Source organism: Microcoleus sp. T3_A4, assembly GCF_036700465.1.
Taxonomy (GTDB): domain Bacteria; phylum Cyanobacteriota; class Cyanobacteriia; order Cyanobacteriales; family Microcoleaceae; genus Microcoleus.
Genome location: NZ_JAUBOY010000025.1, coordinates 85,454 through 106,505, shown reverse-complemented (window position 1 = coordinate 106,505; position 21,052 = coordinate 85,454). Strand labels below are relative to the sequence as shown.

Annotated in this window: 19 protein-coding genes; 8 read left to right on the top strand and 11 right to left on the bottom strand. The window is 47.6% G+C overall.

The window, feature by feature from the left end; all coding sequences use genetic code 11:
- The first annotated feature begins 17 nt into the window (after positions 1 to 17).
- From QUA07_RS15800 to QUA07_RS15790, 3 genes are all read left to right on the top strand, one after another.
- Positions 18 to 641, top strand: coding sequence for a flavin prenyltransferase UbiX (locus tag QUA07_RS15800; protein ID WP_333082548.1), 624 nt, complete (start codon positions 18 to 20; stop codon positions 639 to 641).
- Between the two features lie 115 nt (positions 642 to 756).
- Positions 757 to 1,638 carry a LapA family protein gene (locus QUA07_RS15795; RefSeq protein ID WP_333326640.1) on the top strand — a complete coding sequence of 294 codons (882 nt, stop codon included), beginning with the start codon at positions 757 to 759 and terminating at the stop codon, positions 1,636 to 1,638.
- Between the two features lie 22 nt (positions 1,639 to 1,660).
- Positions 1,661 to 2,212, top strand: coding sequence for a shikimate kinase (locus QUA07_RS15790; RefSeq protein ID WP_333326638.1), 552 nt, complete (start codon positions 1,661 to 1,663; stop codon positions 2,210 to 2,212).
- 962 nt (positions 2,213 to 3,174) lie between these two features.
- On the opposite strand, the gene QUA07_RS15785 is transcribed toward QUA07_RS15790, so the two are convergent.
- Positions 3,175 to 3,618 (bottom strand): hypothetical protein, encoded by a 444-nt coding sequence (locus QUA07_RS15785; protein WP_333326636.1) that lies wholly within the window; start codon positions 3,616 to 3,618, stop codon positions 3,175 to 3,177.
- A gap of 63 nt (positions 3,619 to 3,681) precedes the next feature.
- The gene (locus QUA07_RS15780) at positions 3,682 to 4,086 is read right to left on the bottom strand and encodes an NIL domain-containing protein (RefSeq protein WP_006635751.1); all 405 of its coding nucleotides are present in this window, start codon (positions 4,084 to 4,086) and stop codon (positions 3,682 to 3,684) included.
- 178 nt (positions 4,087 to 4,264) lie between these two features.
- Here QUA07_RS15780 and QUA07_RS15775 point away from each other — a divergent pair, with 178 nt between their 5' ends.
- The 3 genes from QUA07_RS15775 to QUA07_RS15765 all read left to right on the top strand — a co-directional run bounded on the left by QUA07_RS15775 (position 4,265) and on the right by QUA07_RS15765 (position 10,076).
- Positions 4,265 to 4,867: a thioredoxin family protein gene (locus tag QUA07_RS15775; RefSeq protein WP_333326635.1), complete on the top strand. Its 603-nt coding sequence runs from the start codon at positions 4,265 to 4,267 to the stop codon at positions 4,865 to 4,867.
- A 419-nt stretch (positions 4,868 to 5,286) separates the two neighbouring features.
- A complete protein-coding gene (locus QUA07_RS15770; RefSeq protein WP_333326633.1) occupies positions 5,287 to 8,514 on the top strand; it encodes an efflux RND transporter permease subunit in 3,228 nt (1,075 codons plus the stop codon).
- A 380-nt stretch (positions 8,515 to 8,894) separates the two neighbouring features.
- Positions 8,895 to 10,076, top strand: coding sequence for an RtcB family protein (locus tag QUA07_RS15765; RefSeq protein ID WP_333326631.1), 1,182 nt, complete (start codon positions 8,895 to 8,897; stop codon positions 10,074 to 10,076).
- Positions 10,077 to 10,196: 120 nt separating this feature from the next.
- Here the strand turns inward: QUA07_RS15765 and QUA07_RS15760 are convergent, their stop codons facing one another.
- Entirely contained in the window at positions 10,197 to 10,568 is a 372-nt protein-coding gene (locus tag QUA07_RS15760) for a DUF4278 domain-containing protein (protein ID WP_333082558.1), read from the bottom strand.
- Positions 10,569 to 10,811: 243 nt separating this feature from the next.
- Positions 10,812 to 11,156 (bottom strand): BON domain-containing protein, encoded by a 345-nt coding sequence (locus QUA07_RS15755; protein WP_333082559.1) that lies wholly within the window; start codon positions 11,154 to 11,156, stop codon positions 10,812 to 10,814.
- Positions 11,157 to 11,337: 181 nt separating this feature from the next.
- Between QUA07_RS15755 and QUA07_RS15750 the strand changes: the two genes are divergently transcribed.
- The gene (locus QUA07_RS15750) at positions 11,338 to 11,463 is read left to right on the top strand and encodes a hypothetical protein (RefSeq protein WP_333086225.1); all 126 of its coding nucleotides are present in this window, start codon (positions 11,338 to 11,340) and stop codon (positions 11,461 to 11,463) included.
- 72 nt (positions 11,464 to 11,535) lie between these two features.
- On the opposite strand, the gene QUA07_RS15745 is transcribed toward QUA07_RS15750, so the two are convergent.
- The 7 genes from QUA07_RS15745 to purC all read right to left on the bottom strand — a co-directional run bounded on the left by QUA07_RS15745 (position 11,536) and on the right by purC (position 20,146).
- Entirely contained in the window at positions 11,536 to 12,798 is a 1,263-nt protein-coding gene (locus tag QUA07_RS15745; RefSeq protein ID WP_333326628.1) for a DNA cytosine methyltransferase, read from the bottom strand.
- A 136-nt stretch (positions 12,799 to 12,934) separates the two neighbouring features.
- Entirely contained in the window at positions 12,935 to 14,107 is a 1,173-nt protein-coding gene (gene lpxB, locus QUA07_RS15740; RefSeq protein ID WP_333326627.1) for a lipid-A-disaccharide synthase, read from the bottom strand.
- A gap of 193 nt (positions 14,108 to 14,300) precedes the next feature.
- Positions 14,301 to 15,095 carry an acyl-ACP--UDP-N-acetylglucosamine O-acyltransferase gene (gene lpxA, locus QUA07_RS15735; RefSeq protein ID WP_333326625.1) on the bottom strand — a complete coding sequence of 265 codons (795 nt, stop codon included), beginning with the start codon at positions 15,093 to 15,095 and terminating at the stop codon, positions 14,301 to 14,303.
- A gap of 114 nt (positions 15,096 to 15,209) precedes the next feature.
- Complete coding sequence (fabZ, locus tag QUA07_RS15730; protein ID WP_333326623.1) at positions 15,210 to 15,731, bottom strand: 3-hydroxyacyl-ACP dehydratase FabZ; 522 nt, start codon at positions 15,729 to 15,731, stop codon at positions 15,210 to 15,212.
- A gap of 86 nt (positions 15,732 to 15,817) precedes the next feature.
- Positions 15,818 to 16,675: a UDP-3-O-acyl-N-acetylglucosamine deacetylase gene (gene lpxC / locus QUA07_RS15725; RefSeq protein WP_333326621.1), complete on the bottom strand. Its 858-nt coding sequence runs from the start codon at positions 16,673 to 16,675 to the stop codon at positions 15,818 to 15,820.
- A 175-nt stretch (positions 16,676 to 16,850) separates the two neighbouring features.
- Positions 16,851 to 19,232, bottom strand: coding sequence for a BamA/TamA family outer membrane protein (locus tag QUA07_RS15720; RefSeq protein ID WP_333326619.1), 2,382 nt, complete (start codon positions 19,230 to 19,232; stop codon positions 16,851 to 16,853).
- A 185-nt stretch (positions 19,233 to 19,417) separates the two neighbouring features.
- A complete protein-coding gene (gene purC / locus QUA07_RS15715) occupies positions 19,418 to 20,146 on the bottom strand; it encodes a phosphoribosylaminoimidazolesuccinocarboxamide synthase (protein WP_333326617.1) in 729 nt (242 codons plus the stop codon).
- Between the two features lie 392 nt (positions 20,147 to 20,538).
- Between purC and QUA07_RS15710 the strand changes: the two genes are divergently transcribed.
- Complete coding sequence (locus QUA07_RS15710; RefSeq protein ID WP_333326615.1) at positions 20,539 to 20,970, top strand: response regulator; 432 nt, start codon at positions 20,539 to 20,541, stop codon at positions 20,968 to 20,970.
- Positions 20,971 to 21,052 lie beyond the last annotated feature (82 nt).

Genomic DNA, 21,052 nt, shown 5'->3' with positions numbered 1-21,052 from the left:
CAACTAACAAATAACTAATGACGAATAACTACCCCCTCATTGTAGGAGTTACCGGTGCATCGGGACTGATTTATGCGGTGCGAACTCTCAAATATTTGTTGGAAGCCGATCGCGCGATCGAACTGGTAGCATCGAAATCTACTTACATGGTTTGGCAAAGCGAACAGAACACGCGAATGCCCGCCGAACCGACGCTTCAAGAGGAATTCTGGCGGGAACAAGCAGGAGTCGCCACAATGGGTAAACTTCGGTGTCATCCTTGGCAAGATGTCGGTGCTAATATTGCTAGTGGCTCCTTTCGTACCCAAGGGATGATCATTATTCCCTGTAGCATGAGTACGCTGGGCAAATTGGCGGCTGGCTTGAGCTCGGATTTGCTTGAAAGAGCGGCCGACGTTCAGCTCAAGGAAGGGCGAAAATTGGTACTCGTGCCTCGCGAAACGCCTTTTAGCTTGATCCACCTGCGGAATTTGACTACCTTGGCGGAAGCTGGAGCTAGAATTGTACCAGCGATTCCTGCTTGGTATCACAATCCGCAAACTATTGAAGATTTGGTAGACTTTGTGGTGGCTCGCGCTTTAGACCAGTTGGGGATTGATTGCGTTCCTCTCAAACGCTGGAAGGAAGAAGAAGGGAGTTAGTTGACAGTTGACAGTTGACAGTTGACAGTTGACAGTTTGTTATTGATGATTTGTTAGTTTTAATTAGCAATTCCCAATTAGCAATTACCAATTACCAATTACCAATATTTTTAATATGCGACTTGTATTTTTGCTAGTAATTGTGTTGGGGTTAACTATTTTTGCCCTGCAAAATGTGGAGCCAGCATTGTCTCTGGTATTTTTGGGAGTTCGATCGCCTGCTTTGCCTTTATCTATCTGGATTTTGCTGAGCCTGGCGATGGGAGCTGTCACATCTTTATTGATTTCTGGTTTGCTGGCTTTTTCAAATTACCTATCTCTAACGGCAGACCGCGCCGGCAGATCCAGTCGCAGCCGTCCCGATACTTTCCCAGAGGACAGGAGAACGCCTTACACGCCGCCTCCCCCTCCTAGAAAGCTGGAAATTGACCCGGATCTGAATAGGGAAAATAGCCAAACTCAGGCTGCTGGTTCCTACCGAACTGAGTACGGCTCGTCGGCGGGTTACAGTGCCCGGACTTTCCAGCAAGAAACTCCGAAGCCTGATGGGGCGAAGGATTACGCTCAACCGGGGACTTATGCAGCAGACGATGAGGACGATTGGGTCTCAGATGGCTCAAAATCCGGCTCTCAAGGGGGTGATGACGATTGGGGGGACGATCGCGATTTTCCCGATCAACCGCAGGTCAATGATGTTCCAGCGGCAAATCCGAGGGCTTACGAAGCTCAGCAGGAACCAAAAAGCAAATCTTGGGCTGGCTCAGTATATTCTTACGGCTATAGAGATCCGAGCCAGTCTGGGGTGGGACAAACTGAGTCTGTATACGATGCCGAGTATCGGGTGATCGTTCCTCCGGGAGGGGACATTCCTAAACCCGCTGATGAAGCACCAATAAATCCTCTTGCAGAAGCAGATGAGGATTGGGGATTGGATGAGGGTGATGAGTTTGATGACGATGATGGCCTCAGTGGCAGATCGATTAACCTGAAAAAATAGAAAAATATCGGAGGATTTGGCAGTGGATGGGTTGAGGGGAGTAAATATCTATCTTGTGGGGATGATGGGTGCGGGGAAAACAACGGTAGGGCGGATTTTGGCAAAAAAATTAAAATACCGTTTTTTTGATACTGATGAACTAATTGTTCGAGTTGCTAATCAGTCAATTGCTGAGATTTTTGATCGAGAAGGGGAAGAGGCTTTTCGGGAACTAGAAACTAAAGTGCTCGGCGAATTGTCTGCGTATCAAAATTCGGTCGTGGCTACGGGCGGTGGCATTGTGACGCGATCGATGAATTGGGGTTACTTGCACTACGGTGTAGTAGTTTGGCTGGATGTGCCTGTAGATCAATTGTACGATCGACTGCGTTCAGACACCGCTCGACCCCTACTGCAGGAGGGCGAGATCAAATCTAAGCTGCAAAGCCTTTTGAAAGAGCGAGAGCGTTTCTACACTCAAGCAGATGTCCGAGTCTATGCTGGTGTGGGGGAAAGGCCTGAAGCCGTCGCGACTAGGGCGATGGAGGAAATCCAAAAAGTTATCAAATCAGAAACCGGGCCTGATCTCAATTGATACATTCAGAAACCGGGTTTGTGGGAAAATAATAGGTTTTTGAAGACTTTTGATATTAGTTCCCAAAAATAATGCAACCCTAAGCAAGCTCCAAACCACCAGCTTCATCAGTTATTCCCCAAATCTAAAATCTAAAATCTAAAATCTAAAATTGTATGACTTCGGTAAAAATACTGATTTTTGTCTGAGTGTGTCCGTTTAACTACCCCATATTTTGAAATCCACCGGGTTTGAGTGGATGTAATGCGTAAGTTTTATAGGTATGAGGATGTGGCGATGTGGAGATTTTATACAAGAACTAATGCCAGAATCATCTGATTCGTTAAAGCCGGCTATTGAGTTATCCCTAAAAATAAAATGGCCCCACCGCTGAAGGGCTGTAGGGCGCAAGGACAGTTAAACGCTAACTTGATTGTCGGGAAATTTAGCATCAATGATACCCTGCTATGTGACGATTTTACGATCGTCCATTCACTCATCAACTCTCCCGTATCAAAAAATGTAACCCAGCACCGATCGAATTCAACCTGTCCTATTCTAAAAACAATACCTCATGCATTCTGACTAGCAGCTCCCTAAAGCTGCTTTTTTATTGCAATCGAGTTTTTGCCTGCCCGACTTGCGGACTCTTGGGCATAACATTTTGAGCAACAGTGGCTAAACCTCAATACTCCCATAGCGGTTTTCAGTTCCCCTCCAGGTTCGTCGTTAATTGGTAATTGGTAATGGGGAATGGGTAGTTGGGAATGGGGCATTGGTAACAACCAACGGGGAATCAGCCATTGACAAGCTGTACCTCACCAGGCTTGAAAACTGCTATGATTACGGCGCGGAAGGGGAATTAATCCGGGAGGGGGATTAAAAAAAAATAAGCTGTATTTATTGATGGGCGCTCTGATAGTTTTGGGCTAAATCTGCGTTACGAGTTATAGAATTTGGTTGGTTGAATTTCCCGTTCCTCATTAAGAGAATACGAGCCTGCCTGTTTTTAACCAAAACTCGCTCGCTCCCCCCAGCGCCACACCTGTTAAAGAAATGGTAGCTAATACCGCAAAAGCCCGCCAATTCTTCCAACCAGATATTTGAATATCGAGTCTTGCCAAAGCTCCGGCTGAAATCAAGAGTAAACAAGTAGCAAAAAGGTGCAGCCAAGCAAAAACTACCACTGCCACAAAAGCTCCTACAATAATAGAAAGAAAAGCACCGATATCACTCGAAAACCACCGCATGATTAATGCTTTTATGTCTCTCAGCGGGAACGACAAGGCGGCCGCCAACACTAGAATTGAAGCTATGGCTAGAAACCAAGTCAGGTGCGGGGGAACATCAAACTCTGATAATTTCCAGCCAAAAGTGAAATAAGTAACAAAAAGTAGAGTTAGGGAAACCCAAGAGTTTTTTTTCATCCAATGGCACAATTAGGAGAACCAGGGAAAAAAGATGATGCTTCCGATGAGTGTGTACAGTTTCTAGAGGTTAGTAGAAATAGCTTGCACCGGACAAGTAGGGATGCACTGCTCGCAAACGATACACCGCGATCGAGCAAAACTTAGTTTAAAGCTTTCTGGGTCAAGGGTCAAGGCTTCCGTCGGGCAAACTCCCGTACACAAACCGCAGTGAACGCAGATATCTTCGTCTATGAGTATTTCCCGACTGGCTAGGGAAACGCCGATATTTTGCGATCGCATCCAGTCGATCGCCGCTTCTAGTTGGTCGATATCCCCTGATAACTCTAGCACCAGTTTGCCCACTTGATTCGGAGCTACCTGAGCACGGATAATGTTGGCTGCAACATTAAAATCCTTTGCCAGTCGATAGGTGACAGGCATTTGGATCGATCGTTGGGGAAACGTCAGTGTTACCCGTTTTTTCACCCTGCAAGTCCTCGGTAATTTAAAAACAATCTTTGTTATCTTATGTTTTAGCGCACTTAATCTAATTACTGCCTTTAGCACAAATTTTTATGAAATGGGTCTGATTATCTCAAAATGTGCTATAATCTGAATCTATTATTTAAAATAAAAACATAGAAATCAACGCGCAATTTATTTTATGACCCAGAATTCCCCCAAGTCAACAGTCGTCCCCGCAGCCAAAAATCCCGAAACAAAAGTCGCCACGCGCCTCAGAAACTTATTGATCGTGTTAACAGCGATCGCTCTTTCAATATCCATCTTCTTCGGGCTGCAAACCCAAACGCCGTCAAGCAGTCTCACCGACATGGCAAAAGCTTCAACGCCATTAGAAACAGCTTTGGTAAATGGGAAACCGACACTCATGGAATTTTATGCCAATTGGTGCGGTAGCTGTCAGGCAATGGCTAACGATTTGAGCGAAATTAAACAGAAATACGCCGAACCGCTAAATTTTGTAATGCTGAATGTAGACAATGACAAATGGCTGCCAGAAATCACCAAATATCGAGTAGACGGCATTCCGCACTTTGTCTACTTGAACGATAAAGGCAGCGCCGTTGCTGAAACGATGGGCGAAATGCCGCGCAGTATTATGGAAGCTAACTTAGAAGCTTTAATTGCAGGAAAACCTCTGCCACACGCCCAAGCTGGCGGTCAAGTTTCTAATTTTACTCCCCCCACAGGGCCTGTGAAAACAAGTAGCTCCGACCCCCGCGTCCACGGCTCTCAAGTACAGTAAAAGAAGGAAGAAGGAAGAAGCAAGAAGCAAGAAGCAAGAAGCAAGAGAGAAAAGGGAAGAAGACTTTAGGAACAGGCATCTTGCCTGTTCCACAAGAAAGTTTATTTGTTGTGGAACAGGCAAGATGCCTGTTCCTGATGGCGATAACTTACAGAGATTCAAAATCCCCTCGCAATTTCTGCCAATCTGCATTTTGGGCGACCGACTACCTCTAAAGGAATATTCAAAAAAACATTTTTGACAATTTATTAAAATTTATTATACTACTTGTCAGGTGCAGAGCGTAAATATTCTCTCACTGCCTATACAAAATAAAGCCTGAGCGAAAACAATTTGGTCGCCACCCCCGCGATTCATTCCTTTGCAGGCTGGCTGACTGGGTAAACTTTTCAATTCAAAAATCTAAAATCTAAAATCAAATGACCCCCGACAAACCCGGATTCAGCATTAGCGCGATCGCCATCCGTCGCCATATTGGCACCCTCATGCTGACACTTGCTATTATAATCGTGGGCTTTTTCTACATTACCCAACTGCCCGTTGACTTGCTACCATCCATCACCTATCCCCGCATCGGCGTGCGCTTAAACGCCCCCGGAGTCTCCCCAGAAGTAGCAATAGACGAAGTTACCCGCCCCCTCGAACAAGGACTTTCCGCCACTGAAGGCGTCATCCAAGTTTTCTCCCGCACTCGCGAAGGACAAGTCAGCGTCGATTTATTCTTCAAACCCGGGGGCAACATCGACCAGGCCCTCAACGACGCCACCGCTGCTGTCAACCGCATCCGCAACCGACTTCCCGACACAGTGGAATCGCCCACTCTCTTCAAAGTTGACCCTTCCCAGCAGCCGATTTACGAATTTGCCCTCACTTCCAACTCCCTGCAAGGAGTGGATTTGCGCGTATTTGCCGACGAAGAATTATCCAGAGAATTAAACGTAATTCCAGGAATAGCAGCAGTTGACGTTGCCGGCGGCGTGCAAGAAGAAATTCAAGTAAATATTGACTTAAATCGCTTGCAATCTTTAGGTGTCAGTATTTCCGACGTTTTATCAGCCCTCGAATCCCGCAACCTCGACACTTCCGGCGGGCGACTGCGGCAAGAAGCAGCGGAACCTTTAACCCGTACCGTCGGGCGATTTAAGAATGCCAAAGAAATTCAGGCAATTTCTTTTCAAGCATCGGGTTCTAATCCGCCAAAACGAGTGTTTTTGCGCGATTTTGCTCAGGTAATTGACGGTACTGAAGAAGAGCGAGTTAAAGTATTTCTCAATCAGAAAGCAGCCGTAAAAATTAGCATTCAAAAGCAGCCGGACGCGAATACAATCTCAGTTGTAGACGGCATCAAAAAGCGGCTAGAAGAATTAAAAGAATCCGGGGTCATTCCCGAAGGCACGACTATCGTCAATACCTTCGACGAGTCTAAGTTCATCCGCGATTCTATTAGCAATGTCCTATTTTCTGGTTTAACCGGGGCTGTTTTAGCCGGGGCTTCTGTATTGCTGTTCCTCGCTTCCCTTCGCCAAACTTTGATTATTGTCCTGGCCATTCCCCTCGCAACTTTAATGGCGATAATCCTGATGGGAGTTTTTGGCCTATCTCTGAACGTTTTCAGTTTGGGCGGTTTGGCGCTGGGTGTGGGAATTGTGGTCGATAACTCGATCGTCATGCTGGAGAATATTGTTGAAGGAACCAGCAATAAAAACAGTGCCAATGGTAAGCAGCGCTTAAGTAACAAGCAGTTGATGCAGCAAGCAGAAAAAAGCAGCCAAGAATTAGAATCAGCTTTATTTGCTTCCACCATCACTAACTTAGTTGCTGTACTGCCATTTTTGCTAATAGGCGGCTTAGTTTCCTTACTTTTCAACGAATTAATTCTCACCATCAGCTTTTCCGTGGCCGCCTCTCTGATTGTCGGATTGACAGTTGTACCGATGATGGCTTCTCGACTGCTAGCGCTGCGGGTATCCAGCGGTTTGAGCAACTTTTGGCCGCTGCGCGCATTCGATCGAGCTTTTACCAATGCTACCGCCGGTTACGGTAAATTTTTATCGGGAATAGTGCGGTGGCGGTTGATTATCATTGCAGTAGCGATTATTGGATTGGGCGGTGGCAGTTGGCTGATGGCTGGTCAAATCCCCCAGGAAATATTGCCCAGAATTAATACCGGTCAAGCGAGATTGTTTGCTTTGTTTCCTGCCGGCACAAATTTGGCAACCAACCAAAGAATCATGGCAGAAGCGGATAAAATTATCCTCAGCCAACCAGAAACTCAATACACTTTGACGACGGTGGGCGGGCTGTTGTTCGGCAACAACACGGTGGAGAATGTGCTGCGAGGCGGCTGCAACATTACGCTGAAACCTGGCACCAATACATTGGATTTTGTGCAGCGAGTTACGAAAGAATTGAATAAAAAAATTGATTTGCCCAAAAATACTCGTTTGCGCCTGAATCCAGAAAATGTGCGGGGTTTGGTTTTAACTAATTCGCCAGTGCGCGGCGCGGAAGTTGATGTCCTGCTTCAGGGCGAAAACGAACAAATATTGCAGCAAACTGGCCGCGAGATATTGGCAACTTTGGATCAGAAGGTAACTTTAGCTACTTTTCGCCCGGATGGAGACCCGCAGCAGACGGAAGTGCAGATTCGCCCCAACTGGGAACAAGCGGAAATCTACGGGTTGAATGCGAGGCAAATTGGAGAGGCGATTCAGACAGCAATTCAAGGTTCTGTTCCTACGCAATTGCAGCGGGGAAACCGTTTGGTTGATGTGCGGGTACAGTTCGATCGCGCTGCTGTTCAATCGATTTCTGCACTAAAGTTTATCCCTTTAACTGCTAGGGATAACAGCATTATCCGCTTAAGCGATGTGGCGAATATTGAACTGGGAAAAGCGCCTGGGGAAATTCAAAGGCTTAACCAGCGCCAAGTTTTCATGATTGCGGGGAATATTAATAAGGGCGCGAGTTTGGGCGATGCTTTGAAACAAGTGGATGCAGTTTTGTCGGAAATCAAATTGCCACCAGGAGTGCGAGTGATACCGAGTTCGGCGGCGGAAACTAACCGGGAATTGCAAAGTTCGCTGATTGTTTTGGGATCTTTGGCGGCGTTTTTGGTATTTGTGGTGATGGCGGTGCAGTACAATTCGCTTGTCGATCCGCTGGTGATTATGTTAACGGTGCCGCTGGCTTTGGCTGGGGGGATTTTCGGGCTGTATGCGACTAAAACTGCGATCGGTGCAACGGTGATTGTGGGGGCGATTTTGCTGGTGGGAATTGTGGTAAATAATGCGATTATTATGGTGGAGTTGGCGAACCAAATTCATGAAGACGAAAAGGTCGATCGCGCCCCAGCAATTCTCAGGGCGGCACCTCAGCGCTTGCGTCCGATTTTGATGACAACTATTACCACAGTTTTGGGTTTATTTCCCCTAGCTTTGGGCATTGGAGACGGTTCGGAATTCTTGCAACCGCTGGGTGTGGTGGTGTTTTCCGGTTTGTCGCTGGCGACGCTGCTGACGCTGTTTATTATTCCGTGTTTCTATATTTTGCTGCACGACTTCTTTGGGATGTTTGCAGCGAAGAAGAAACCGCAGACAGTTGCTATTCCTGTGCAGAAGGCGGGGAGAAAGAATGCGAATTTGTAAAATGTAGCGTCAGCTTTTTACGCACTGGCCCGCAATCCGGCAGGGGTTTAAACCCCTGCCTCAAAGCTCAAGTCGGTTTTAACCGACTGTAGATTTTGACGGGAAGTGCGATCGATTTTAGTCCTCTTTCAGAGGACTTTCGCTATGAGACAGGGAATTCATTCCCTGTCGGACTGTCCGACTTACAAACAATACCGCTACTGCATTTGATGTGAAGTTGACGCGGCAAGCATTAGTGGGTAAGGTGCGTCAGTAAACATTTTATGACTCCCAAAAGAAATTCCCGACTGACACACCCTACAAGAATTAGTGTTTTTGACATCCGTTGCTATGTTACAATAATACTACATAACAAACTGGCAAAACCAACTTAAACAAAAATGCCCTACGAAAAATTAGACATATCAACCCCAAAACCCGTGCTATCTTGGGCAAATCACGCCCTAGGCGAAAAAGAAACCAAGATGACCGCAAACGTAGCATCTTTGCCATTTGTATTCAAACACGTCGCACTAATGCCCGATGTACATTTAGGAAAAGGTGCTTTAGTCGGTTCCGTAATTGCCACAAAAGAAGCAATTATTCCGGCTGCTGTCGGAGTTGATATTGGTTGCGGGATGGCTGCTATTAAAATGCCTTTCACCGCTAACAAATTAGAAGGCAAACTCAAACAAATTCGCCTCGATATCGAAGCCGCAATTCCCGTGGGATTTGCGGAAAACAAGGAAGTAGAAAAAACTGTCACCAACTGGCAGGGATGGGGTGAGTTTAAGCAACTTCATCAAGGCGTCCAGCACCAAAATAATAAAGCCTTAAAACAAATGGGTTCCCTCGGCGGCGGCAATCATTTTATTGAGGTTTGCGTTGATACAGAAAACTTTGTTTGGCTGATGCTGCATTCCGGTTCTCGCGGCATTGGAAATTTGCTCGCACAGCAGCACATCGAGACTGCTAAAGATTTAGCGAAACTGGCAGAAATTAATCTGGCTGACAAAGATTTGGCTTATTTTGTAGCGGGTACGCGGGAGTTTGCCGCTTACTGGCACGATTTGCAGTGGGCGCAAGATTATGCTCGTTTTAATCGCGATGTAATGATGAATCGGTTTAAGCGAATTGTGGAAAAGCACGTCGCGGGAGGCAAATCTGTTAAGCCGTTATTAGAGGTGAATTGCCACCACAATTACGCGGAAAAAGAGGTGCATTTTGGCGAAGATGTGTATGTGACTCGCAAGGGTGCTGTGCGCGCAGATGTTGAGGATTACGGGATTATTCCTGGTTCGATGGGGGCGAAATCTTTCATTGTTAAAGGGAAGGGAAATGCTGAAAGCTACTGTAGTTGCAGTCACGGTGCGGGGCGGTTGATGTCTCGCACTCAAGCTAAAAATGTATTCACTCTCGATGATTTGGTGCGGCAGACTGAGGGGGTTGAGTGCCGGAAAGATGAGCAATTTTTAGATGAAATTCCGGGGGCTTATAAGCCGATTGATGAGGTGATGAGTCAGCAGTCGGATTTGGTGGAAGTTGTGGCGACGCTGAAGCAGGTGGTTTGCGTGAAGGGGTGACAGAAACTGGTTTATTTGTACTTCACTTACCTGAAAATTGCTTTATGGGAAGAGGGGGGAAATCAAGCCGCTGTTGATTTCCCCCTCTTGACAAACGCTTTGTTTTCGGAAGCTTTTTCTCTAACACACCATGTGTCTCGACTCAATTTCTAGCAAGCGCAGCAGTGTTTCATCGCCCTTGGCTTTGGCTGCTTCCTTTCTACGATCGAGAATATTGCAAATATTCGCTTGGTGCACTTGCGCCACTTCCACAACTGTTGGGTAATATTCCCCCCTCGCTGAGGCGCGAGCTGCTGCGACATCCCGATCGCCAGCTTGAGCATCTCGCTTTTTGGTATTGTTTGTGCCACCGTATTTTTTGGGGTTGGGAATGTGTCTCGGATACCGATAGTTCCAGTTTTGGCCCCGATATTTGCCCGCGACTTCGCCTTCGATCATATCAACTGTCGGAATGTCGTACTCGTAGTTTGAACCGCGATAAGTCAGTTTCATATTTTTTGATCCTTATATTTATGGAGATAAAAAGGGCAGTCAGGTCAGGGTTGGTTTTCTTTGCTAAAACTTTTTTAGTTTCTGTATTCAATTATACTGTTTTTTGAGATAAATCAATTTTATTTACAATAATTAATATTTTGAGGGGGGTGACGGCAACAAAAAACCCGCCGCAGCGGGTTTAATCGAGTTTTTGGCTAATTTGAGCAGCACCCGGAGCGAGACTGCTTCGGTTCCCAAGAACTAGCCGACTGTCACCTGATCGGTTTGCACGTTTGTGGCACCTTCTTCAGCAGAGGCGATCGCCACCAACTTGTCGAGAATTTCCTGACTAGGAACTTGACCTTTGAGAACAACCGTGCTGCTGAGCTGAGCTACATAAACAGTCTCGATATCAGCAACTTCTGCATCGGCGTCAAAAGCTAAAGCAACCCGCTTCGCTAAGCCACTTTCGTCAAAATTTCCGTCTGGGCCGACTTTAGCAGGAGCGATGGATTGCGCTTGTGCTGCTTGCTGTACTACTTGTGCCATCGGTTCAGCCTGGGGTGCAGGCTTTTCGAGTCCGAACAGTCTTTTAAACCAACCCATAGTAGTTGAGTCTCCTGAAAATACACTTTTTACACAATAGCTCTAGAAGTCCAAAAGACTTGTAATTGTTGCAAAACTCAGTGAAATTTCTCACAATGTTTTCCGGCAGACTTTCACAATCTCAAATCTCCTCTGATATCCAGATGTTGATTTTGCTATTTTATGTATAGGACGCTACGCCTTGGATTGCAGACCAGTAGTCGAAATAGTTCCCACTTTTACCTTGAAAAAACTGCACAGCGCGCCGGAATACATTCCCGGTTTGTTTAACTACCGGGGACATCTCGTGCGGGTAATCGAAGTGTGATCACTGATACAGGGGACGCTAAACCCGCGCTTAATTGGGGGTAGCCCTGGATATACGCTGTCAATCTAATTCTTAACTTTTTAGATAATATTGTTCTGCTTCCGACCAATTGAGTTTAAGCAACGAATCATCTCCCCATGTCAGTTTGAGACTGGGCTTAAAGGCTGTCACCCCTAAAGCGCTAATAATTTGCGCTGCGACAGCTTTCGCCAGTAGCGGTGGTACAGAATTTCCGACTTGGCGAAAACCGTGCCATTTTGTGACATGAAATCTAAACCAGTCAGGATAGGAATGCAGTCGCGCAGCTTCTCTGACTGTAATGCACCGAGGGGCGATCGGGTGAATCGGTCTCGGCGAAGTATAAGCCCCCCTCGCCCTGTCGGTTCCGGCCCTGAGTGTGTTGCAAACTCCGTCAGGGTGAAGCTTGTAAAAACGGCTGATCGGCTCTTTTTCGCCGTGTTTGGCCGCCTGAAACCTTTCTATACATTCCTGAGAATGTTTAGTTCGCAAACTACCAGAGAGGATTTGTCGATCGTACTCGCGATCGTAGGAATAATCATCATCCAAAGCATCAATTCCGCGCATTATACTCCCATAAGTGCTGCACTTTCCGTACTCCGCCATCACCCAATCTCGATGCAGCAACTCGCTGTACTTTTCCACTTCCGGCAAATCTCCAATCGCATCCCAAACTGTCGGGACAGCAGGCAAATTAATTTTTTTATAGCGTTTAGGAATTTTAATTTTCGGCAGTATAGTAGTTTGCTGAGGGTATTTGGGTAGCTCATAACCTTCTTTGCACCCCATCAAAAACAATCGTTTGCGAGCTTGCGGTACTCCATAGTTAACAGCGTTGAGAACTTGATATTTTTCTTCTACTTTATAGCCACATTTCAGAAAAGAGCTAATTAAAACATTCAGGAGTTCTTTGTGTTCTCCTGATGCAATTCCTGGCACATTTTCCATTACAAAGAACTTGGGTTTTAGCTCCAAAACTAAGCGCTGAAAGTGAAAAATTAGAGAATTTCGCGGGTCGTCCACATCGCGCTTGCCCATCATGGAGAATCCTTGACAGGGCGAACCGCTGATTACTACGTCTATCTCGCGCCGCCCGATCGCCGATTTTTTCCGAATTTCTGAACCCGTAAGCTGTGTGACATCTTTGCAAAGAATAGAACACAGCGGGAAATTAAACTCGTGTGTGGCGCAGTGAATAGGGTCGATTTCGACTGAGGCAAGTACATCAAACCCTGCTTGTTCAAAGCCCAGGGTCATGCCGCCCGCGCCTGCAAATAAATCAACAGCGATCGGTCGCTTTTTCCGATTGCTTGGCATAACATTTCAATAACAAAGTTGCTTTAATAGAAATTAAGGAAATCAACCGCGTTTCTGGTAATAAATCGTGGGTTTGTCCACGAGCCAGCCACAAAGGAACCGGGTTTCTACATAACCTTTCAATACCAAAATTGCTTTAAGAAGCTGTATTTAATTTAACATTTTTCATGATTTCCGCAGCGGCCCGATCGCACACGCCCACATCTCCGAGACTTTCGCGCATTTCCCGATAACCTGCCAAAGTTTGCTGGCGTCGATCGGCATTTTGCAGCAATTCCAGTGCGTGATTCACTATATTTTCCGCAGTCGCCTCGTCTTGCAGCAACTCCGGGACGATCGGCTTCATTTGCACCAAATTGGGCGGAGACATAAAAGGAATCGAAAATTTCAGGACGTGGCGAGCAATAATCGCCGTAATCGGACTGACGCGGTAGGCGACAACTTGCGGAACGTCGAGCAAAGCTAGCTCCAGATTAACAGTACCAGATTTAGCGATCGCCAGATCGGCAGCGGCTAATATTTCCAGAGTTTGATTTTCTAACAAAGTAGCCCGCAAACCGTAATTCTCAATCGCCTGTTCAATTTTGCTGCGGAAAGCTTTGTTAGCAAGCGGAATCCAAAAATGAACTTCCGGCAATTTAGCTTGAATAATTTGAGCTGCCTCAAATATAACCGGCATCAGGTACTTGAGCTCTTGGTGTCTGGAAGCGGGAATTAGGGCGATCGACACCTGTTCCGGCACAATTCCCAAAGTTTTGCGGGCAACTTCCCGGCTGGGCGCAGATTGCATTCTATCCACCAAAGGATGACCAACCCAACTCACTTGAGATCCTTTTTTTTGATAATAACGAGCTTCCTCTGGGAAAATTGCCAAAAGTTGGTCGCAAATATTGACAATCAGATCAGTATTGCGAGGAGAAATCGACCAAACCCATTCTTGAGGTGCGATGTACCAAACCACCGGCAAATCAGGCAAACAGCGGCGGATGTAGCTGCCAATACCGAGATTTGGAGTCAAATAATCAATCAATACAACAGCATCGGGGCGGAAGTTTTTGAGATATTGTTTAGCTTTTTGCTGAACTTTGATTGTGGGCCAAATGTACGGCACTGATTCTATAAGGCCCATAGAACCAATGCCCAAAGTATCGCCTAAAATAGTAGCACCTGCTTCCGCCATACGAGGGCCGCCCAATCCGGTTATTTCTAACTCCAAACCAGCGGCGACAGCGTAACGTTTTAAGGCTGCAACTAACAAAGCTCCTTGCAAATCGCCCGAAACCTCACCAGTGCTGATAAAAATTTTCATAAAATCCTCGATATCATCAGTAAGGTGCCCCGGAGCAAAACTTTTTTAGCTGGGTTAAGGCTTGAAATTGACACACCCTACAGCTAACTGATCATAGGTTTGTAGTGAGGACTTCAGTCCTCTCTGACGCGAATTTTAGCTGCTAATAAGGACTAAAGTCCTTACTACAAACAATAGGTTTATTCTACCTCATTTACTTTTTGCCAGGAATCAAACCGCGCCGCCCTTTTGTTACAGACTGCTGCATAAATCTCTGCAGGTGCTGCAAGTGGGCATTTTCTGGCAACAAATCCAACTGTTCCAAAGCTTGATTGAGAGTGTAGCCAGAATGGTATAGAATACGAAAAGTTTTCTTCAAAACTAGCAAATCTTCTGGGGTAAAACCGGCGCGTTCGAGGCCTATTTTGTTGATTGCTCGCACTCTCGAAGGATTCCCCTCGACTAGCATATAAGGAGGTACGTCTCGATCGATCCTGCTCAAGCCGCCCACCATAGATAAGCGGCCGATGTGGACAAACTGGTGAACCCCCAAAACACCGCTCAAGCGAGCTTGAGACTCGATTTTAACGTGTCCGGCTAAGGCTACAGCATTGGCGATAATTACTCGATCGGCGATCGCGCAATTGTGTCCCACATGAACATAAGCCATCAATAGATTATGATTGCCAATAGTCGTGCTTTCTCCGGCTCCAGTAGCGCGGTTAATTGTCACGTATTCCCGAATGAGATTGTTGTCGCCAATTTTCACCCTAGTCAGAGAGCCCTCGTATTTCAAATCTTGAGGTTCCAAACCAATCGCCGCACCGGGGAAAATTTGATTGCGAGCGCCTATTTCTGTTAGCCCGTCGATAATTGCATGAGCGCCAATCTTAGTCTCCGGCCCGATTTTCACTCTTTCCCCAATTACAGCATAAGCTCCCACTTCTACAGTCGGGTGAAGTTCAGCGCGGGGATGAATCACAGCAGTTGGGTGAATCAAAGTAAGCATTTTTCAGTTGTCAGTTGTCAGTTGGCTGTTGTCCGTTGTCTGTTGACTGTTGGCTGTTGTCTGTTGACTGTTCTTAGTTATAAATTACCAATTACCAGTTACCAATTCCCCAATTTAATCTACCATCGAAAACGTCAATTCCCCTTCACAAACTTTTTGTCCGTCTACTTCAGCCAGAGCCTGCATTTTTGCGAAGCGGCGGCGTTTTACCCACAGCAATTCTACAGTCATCAGCAACTGATCGCCCGGTACAACCTGACGACGGAACTTGACTTGATCAATTCCGGTAAACATCCACAATCCTTGCTTGATGTCGGGCAACTGAGCCAGAACAATACCGCCAACTTGAGCCATCGCTTCGACAATTAATACTCCAGGCATAATCGGCCGTCCGGGGAAATGCCCTTGAAAATGTGGTTCGTTGAAAGTCACATTTTTAATTCCTACAGCCTTCTCGGACGGCACGTAATCAACAATCTTGTCAACCAGTGCAAAAGGATAGCGATGAGGCAATAATTTCTGAACTTCTTCGAGAGTAAAAGTAGATTTAACCGCTGGAGAATCTTCACCGTTTTTGGTGGAGACGGATTCAGAATTAGCAGTATGGAGGGTGTTAACTTCAGTCAGCGTAGACATTTCTTGAAGAATTTTGAGTGTGGTATTGCAGAAGGCAGAAGTCAGAAGGAAGATGCAATCTTAACAGAATATCACCTTGTTTTTTCCTAACTTTTATCTAGGGTAGCTAGAGCTTCCGATTTCAGGGCTTGGGCGAGTTGGACGTGCAGGTTGTGACTGGCTTTGTAAGCCAAGTAGTGAGCTTTTGGCCAAGTTCCGAGCAGACTGAGGTCGCCTACTAAGTCTAGGATTTTATGGCGCACTGGTTCGTTGGCAAATCTCAAAGGCGGGTTGAGCCAGCCGGATTGATCGCAAACTAGGGCGTTCTCTAGGGTACCACCTTTGATCAAACCTGCTTGTCGCAATTGGTCAACTTGGCGAGCAAGTCCAAAAGTGCGGGCTGGGGCGATCGCGCTAGCAAAACTTTCTGCCTCTGGCGACCAACTGTACCATTGATTGCCGATCGCCTGTTCCTCAAAATCAATTCCGTAACTAAACCGAGTTTCGGCTGACGGTAAAGCCGCTGCAAAAGCATCCCCGTAGCGCACCCAAATTGGCTCACTAACGACAAAGGAGGAAGTGGGGTCTTGCTTCGATTCTTGAGGAACTAAGCCAGTATGGGCGATCGCCTCTACCCAAACCTGAGCCGAACCGTCCAGCAGAGGCACTTCCGGCCCATCAACCTCAATTCGAGCATTATCCGCTCCCATCCCCGCCAAAGCGGCTAATAGATGCTCTACAGTGCGAATGTGAGCATCGATACCTGCCAGTTCTGTTGAAAGTGCAGTCTGGCAAACCGCCTCAATTTTTGCAGGAATTATCGGAGCACCGGGCAAGTCAATTCTGACAAAATAGCGGCCTTCCTCAACCTCCGCAGGCAAAACTCGGACGCGAGTTTGTTCGCCGCTGTGCAAACCGATTCCCGACAGTTCAAATTCAGATTTTAAGGTACGTTGAATAGTCATTAGTTATGGGAATGGGGCATTGGGCATTGGGCATTGGGCATTGGGCATTAGTTAGTAGTCAGTAGTCAGTAGTTAGTAGTTAGTAGTCAACTGCCAACTGCCAACTGTCAACTGTCAACTGCCAACTGCCAACTGCCAACTGCCAACTGCCAACTGCCAACTGTCAACTGTCAACTTAGAATCGCTCACCAATTCCAAAGTGAATTTGATTGTCGCCCGTGTCGTTGATACCGTAATCGATGCGGATCGGCCCTAAAGGAGACTGAACCCGCACGCCGAGGCCGTAACCGTAACCGCTACCGGGCTTTTCGCGGATACCGGCCGGGTCGCCCGGCACATCTTTGCCCGTGCCCAAGTCAGTGCCAGCATCCAAAAATAGCGCTCCGCCGATAAACGAAATAATCGGGAAACGGTACTCAACGCTGGCTTCTAGGAAACTGCGGCCGGCTCCCATGTCGCCTTCGTCGTATCCGCGCACCGAGTTGGCGCCCCCCAAGGCAAAGGCTTCGTAGGGAGGCAAATCTCCGAATACGGTGCCGCCTCTAAAACTGAATGCCAGGGTTTGAGGGCCGGGGGTAAAGTTAGTGTACTTGACTGGTAGGTACAAGCTGTAGCTGGCCCGCAGGCGGTTTAAGAGGATGCTGCCGGAACCTACAGGAATCGATTGTTCCATCCCAAACCGGAGCAGGGAACCGCTAGTGGGGCGGAGGGGGTCGTTGCGCCGATCGCGCACAACACCTGCTTGCAAAGTTGTCAAGTCATCCGAGCCCGAATCGCTAAAACTCAACAGGTTGCCGAGTTCGTCCTCGGACTCGCGCCTGCCTTTGCGATCGGTAATTGAGACTCGCTGGTACTGCAAGCCGACTGAAGCTGTCCACTCAGAATCCGCAAAAGGATTCCGATCCAGGGGACGGGTGAAATTGATACCGGCACCGGTGCGGACGACGCGGGGTCGATCGTCGTTGGGCAATCTAACTTCCCGTTCGCCACCGTCAAAAATCACGCTGATCGATCGTCTTCTAAACGCATTAATCGTATAAGAAGTCCGGTAAGGATCGCCCGCAATCCAGGGGTCGGTAAAACTCAGGTCAAACAGGGTTTGGCGTTCCCCGATTTGTACTTCAGCCCCCAATTTCTGGTTCCTACCTCTCAAGTTTTGCTGCTGGTAACTCAGCGTACCGAATAAACCCGTCGCGGAACTCAAACCCGCACCAGCCGCCAGAGAACCGGTATTTTTCTCAATGACGTTGACAATTACTCTTGCCTTGCGGGGGTCAGTCGTTCCCGGTTCCAAGGCAAGTCGCACGTCTTCAAAAATTCCCAAACCAAACACCCGTCTCAAATCCCTTTCCGCCTTAGTGCGGTTAAAGATGTCTCCGGGCTTGAGTTCTACTTCGCGGGTGATGACAAACTGACGGGTGTTGCCTCCGATCGGCTGACCCGTGGCATCTGTTGCCTCTCCCTCCTTATTCAGGAAGCGGACATCAACGGATTCGATCTGGCCTTCTGCCACTACCAGGGTGACAGTGCCGTCGTCTGCTACTTGCGGGGCATCAGTGATTTGGCCCAAAACATAGCCGTTCTCTTGATACCACGCATTAATTTTTTTCACTCCCTCTTCAAAGCGGCGAAGGTTGAGAATTTTGCCGTATTGATCGCGGAAGCTGTCGTCAATTACGCTTTGGGGCAGCACTTGCTGACCGGTGATTGTCACTCCCCGCAGCACCGGATTTGGCTGCACAATAAAAGTTACCCGGACGCCCAACGGGGTGTCTTCCGGTACTGCCCGCACGTTTCTGAAAAAGCCTGTGGCAAAAATGGCGTTGATGTCTTGTTGCAGTTGGCTGCGGTTGGTCGTGCGTCCCGGTTGGGTGCTGATGACTCGGTAAATTTCGCTTTCCAGGTCGTCCGTCGCCCCGGTGACTGTCACTTCTGCAACTAGCACTTGCGGTTCTGCCGCCCCGGCGGGTGCGGGGGTTTGTCTCGGCTGCGGTGCTGGGCTAGGTGGCAATGGGGGAACGGTGTTAGCGGGCGGCCTGGTCGGGGCCGGTATTGTCGGAACTTGGGCGTTTTGAGCGATCGTCCCTGGTTCCTCTGGTTTCCCTAGCTCTGCTGCGATCCAGGCGGGCGTTACAGCCGATGCCTCGGGGGGGAGCGAACTGTCCTGTTGCGCGTCTGGCAGGGCGTTTTGGCTGCTAGAGGCGGGGGAGGGGTTGGATGCTAGCTCGGGTTTGAGTTGAACGATCAGAGGTGAAACCGGCGAAGGCGGTTCTGTGACTCGATCTGGGGGTTGGTCGTTGGGTTCTCCTCTGGCAGGGGCCTGAGCTATTTTTAGGGCTTCCCCTTTGCCGGTTTTAGCGGCTTTGCGGTTTTGAGGAGGGTTTTGGGTTAATTCTGGAATGGGGCGATCGGGTAATTCGATCGACGGGGCGGGCCGGGCGGCAGCCAAAGCTTCCTCTGCTGATTCAGAGTAGGATGTTTGGCCGGAAGCAGAATTTGATAACCCGAATGTTGCTGAGGCAGTAAAAACTGCCACCAATACAGCAGATAAACGCATTTTTGTTCACTTTTTTGGGCAATCCACACACCACATTAGTCATTAGTCATTAGTCATTAGTCATTAGTTATATAAGTCGGTGGAATTTCGCGCTGACCGCTAATTGATGACTGTTGACCGCTGATTGCTGACATCGAAAGCAGAAGGGTGACAAACTGTGCAATTCTAGCGCATTACCAAGGCCTCTAGACTTTCTGAGCGAGAACGCGTTGGAGAACTTGCTGGTAAGCGGTTTCTACCGATCCTAAGTCGCGGCGGAATCGGTCTTTGTCCATAACACGGGCGTCGGGGTCGGCTTCTGCGTTGTCCCAGAGGCGGCAGGTGTCGGGACTGATTTCGTCGGCGAGGATCAGATTTTGATGTTGGTCGATACCGAATTCTAGTTTGAAGTCTACCAGGGTGATGCCGCACTGGCTGAAAAATTCTTTGAGTATTTCGTTAATTTCGCGGGCGGCGATTTCTAGTTGGTCTATTTGTTCGGGGGTGGCTAGTTGCATTAGCAGCAGCCGGTCGCGGGTCAGCAGCGGGTCTCCCAAATCGTCGTTTTTGTAATAAAACTCCACCAGCGGCGGATGGACTATTGTGCCGAGAGCGAGTCCGGTTTGCTTGCACAGACTGCCGGCGGCAATGTTTCTGACTACGACTTCCAATGGCAAGATTTGGACGCGACAGACTCGCATTTCGTTGGGGGCCGGCGTGTCGATGAAGTGGGTGGGAATGCCTTTGGCTTCTAGCATCCGAAACAGGTGGGCGGATACGGCGCAGTTGATTTCGCCTTTGCCGACGATGCTGCCGCGTTTTTGGGCGTTAAAGGCTGTGGCGTCGTCTTTGAAGTGGGTCAGCAAAATTTCGTTGTCTTCGGTGGAGTAGAGGATTTTGGCTTTGCCTTCGTAGAGTTTGCGATCGGCTGACATGGCGATTAATAATAATGTAGATGAGTTTTAGATTTTACCGTAGCTCGATCGGGTGTTATTGGCGAGTTTTTGGATCTCCGCTGCACCGCTCATGCTCTGACCAAGAATTTCTTGATGGTACAAGCCCCCGGATTTATCCGTGGAATCAATCCCAAATCTCAAATCTAAAATCCTCAAGCCCCCGCATTTATCCGTCGGGTCAATCCAAAATCTCAAATCTCAAATCGAATGACGGGCAAGTACGCCTGCAGGTAGATACTGTCATCGACCCCGGCATAAATGATTCTTGACAAAGGACAATAGATATTAAACCTGCTGGGTTCGCGATCCGTGCTGACAAAACCTCGCAAACGAGACGGGCGCTTAAAAAACATCTAGAAAATGGCTGATTTATGCAAGACAAAAAAATTCATATTCTCTTGGTAGAAGATGATGAGGTTGATGTGATGAACGTCCGGCGAGCTTTCAAAAAAAATAACATCGTCAACCCCCTCTACATTGCTGCCAATGGATTAGAAGCTCTAGCCATATTACGTGGAGAAGGAAAAATAGATCCTCCCATGCCTAAAGCGCGCCGGTTGATTTTGCTGGACTTGAATATGCCGAGAATGAGCGGGATCGAGTTTTTGCAACAATTGCGACTAGATGAATGTTTGAGGTCGATTCCGGTAATCGTCCTCACAACTTCTAATGAAGATAGAGATAAAGTAAAAGCTTATAATTTGAATGTAGCGGGCTATATTCTTAAACCTGTTACTTTTTCTAACTTTGTGGAAGTGATGGCTACCCTAAACAAATACTGGATGCTGAGCGAAATTCCCTAAAATAGGGAAATTTGAATATTTTTTTTCAAGGGGGATTTATGATTTTTCAGCGATGCAGTTGTTTGAATTCCTTTTTCTCGAC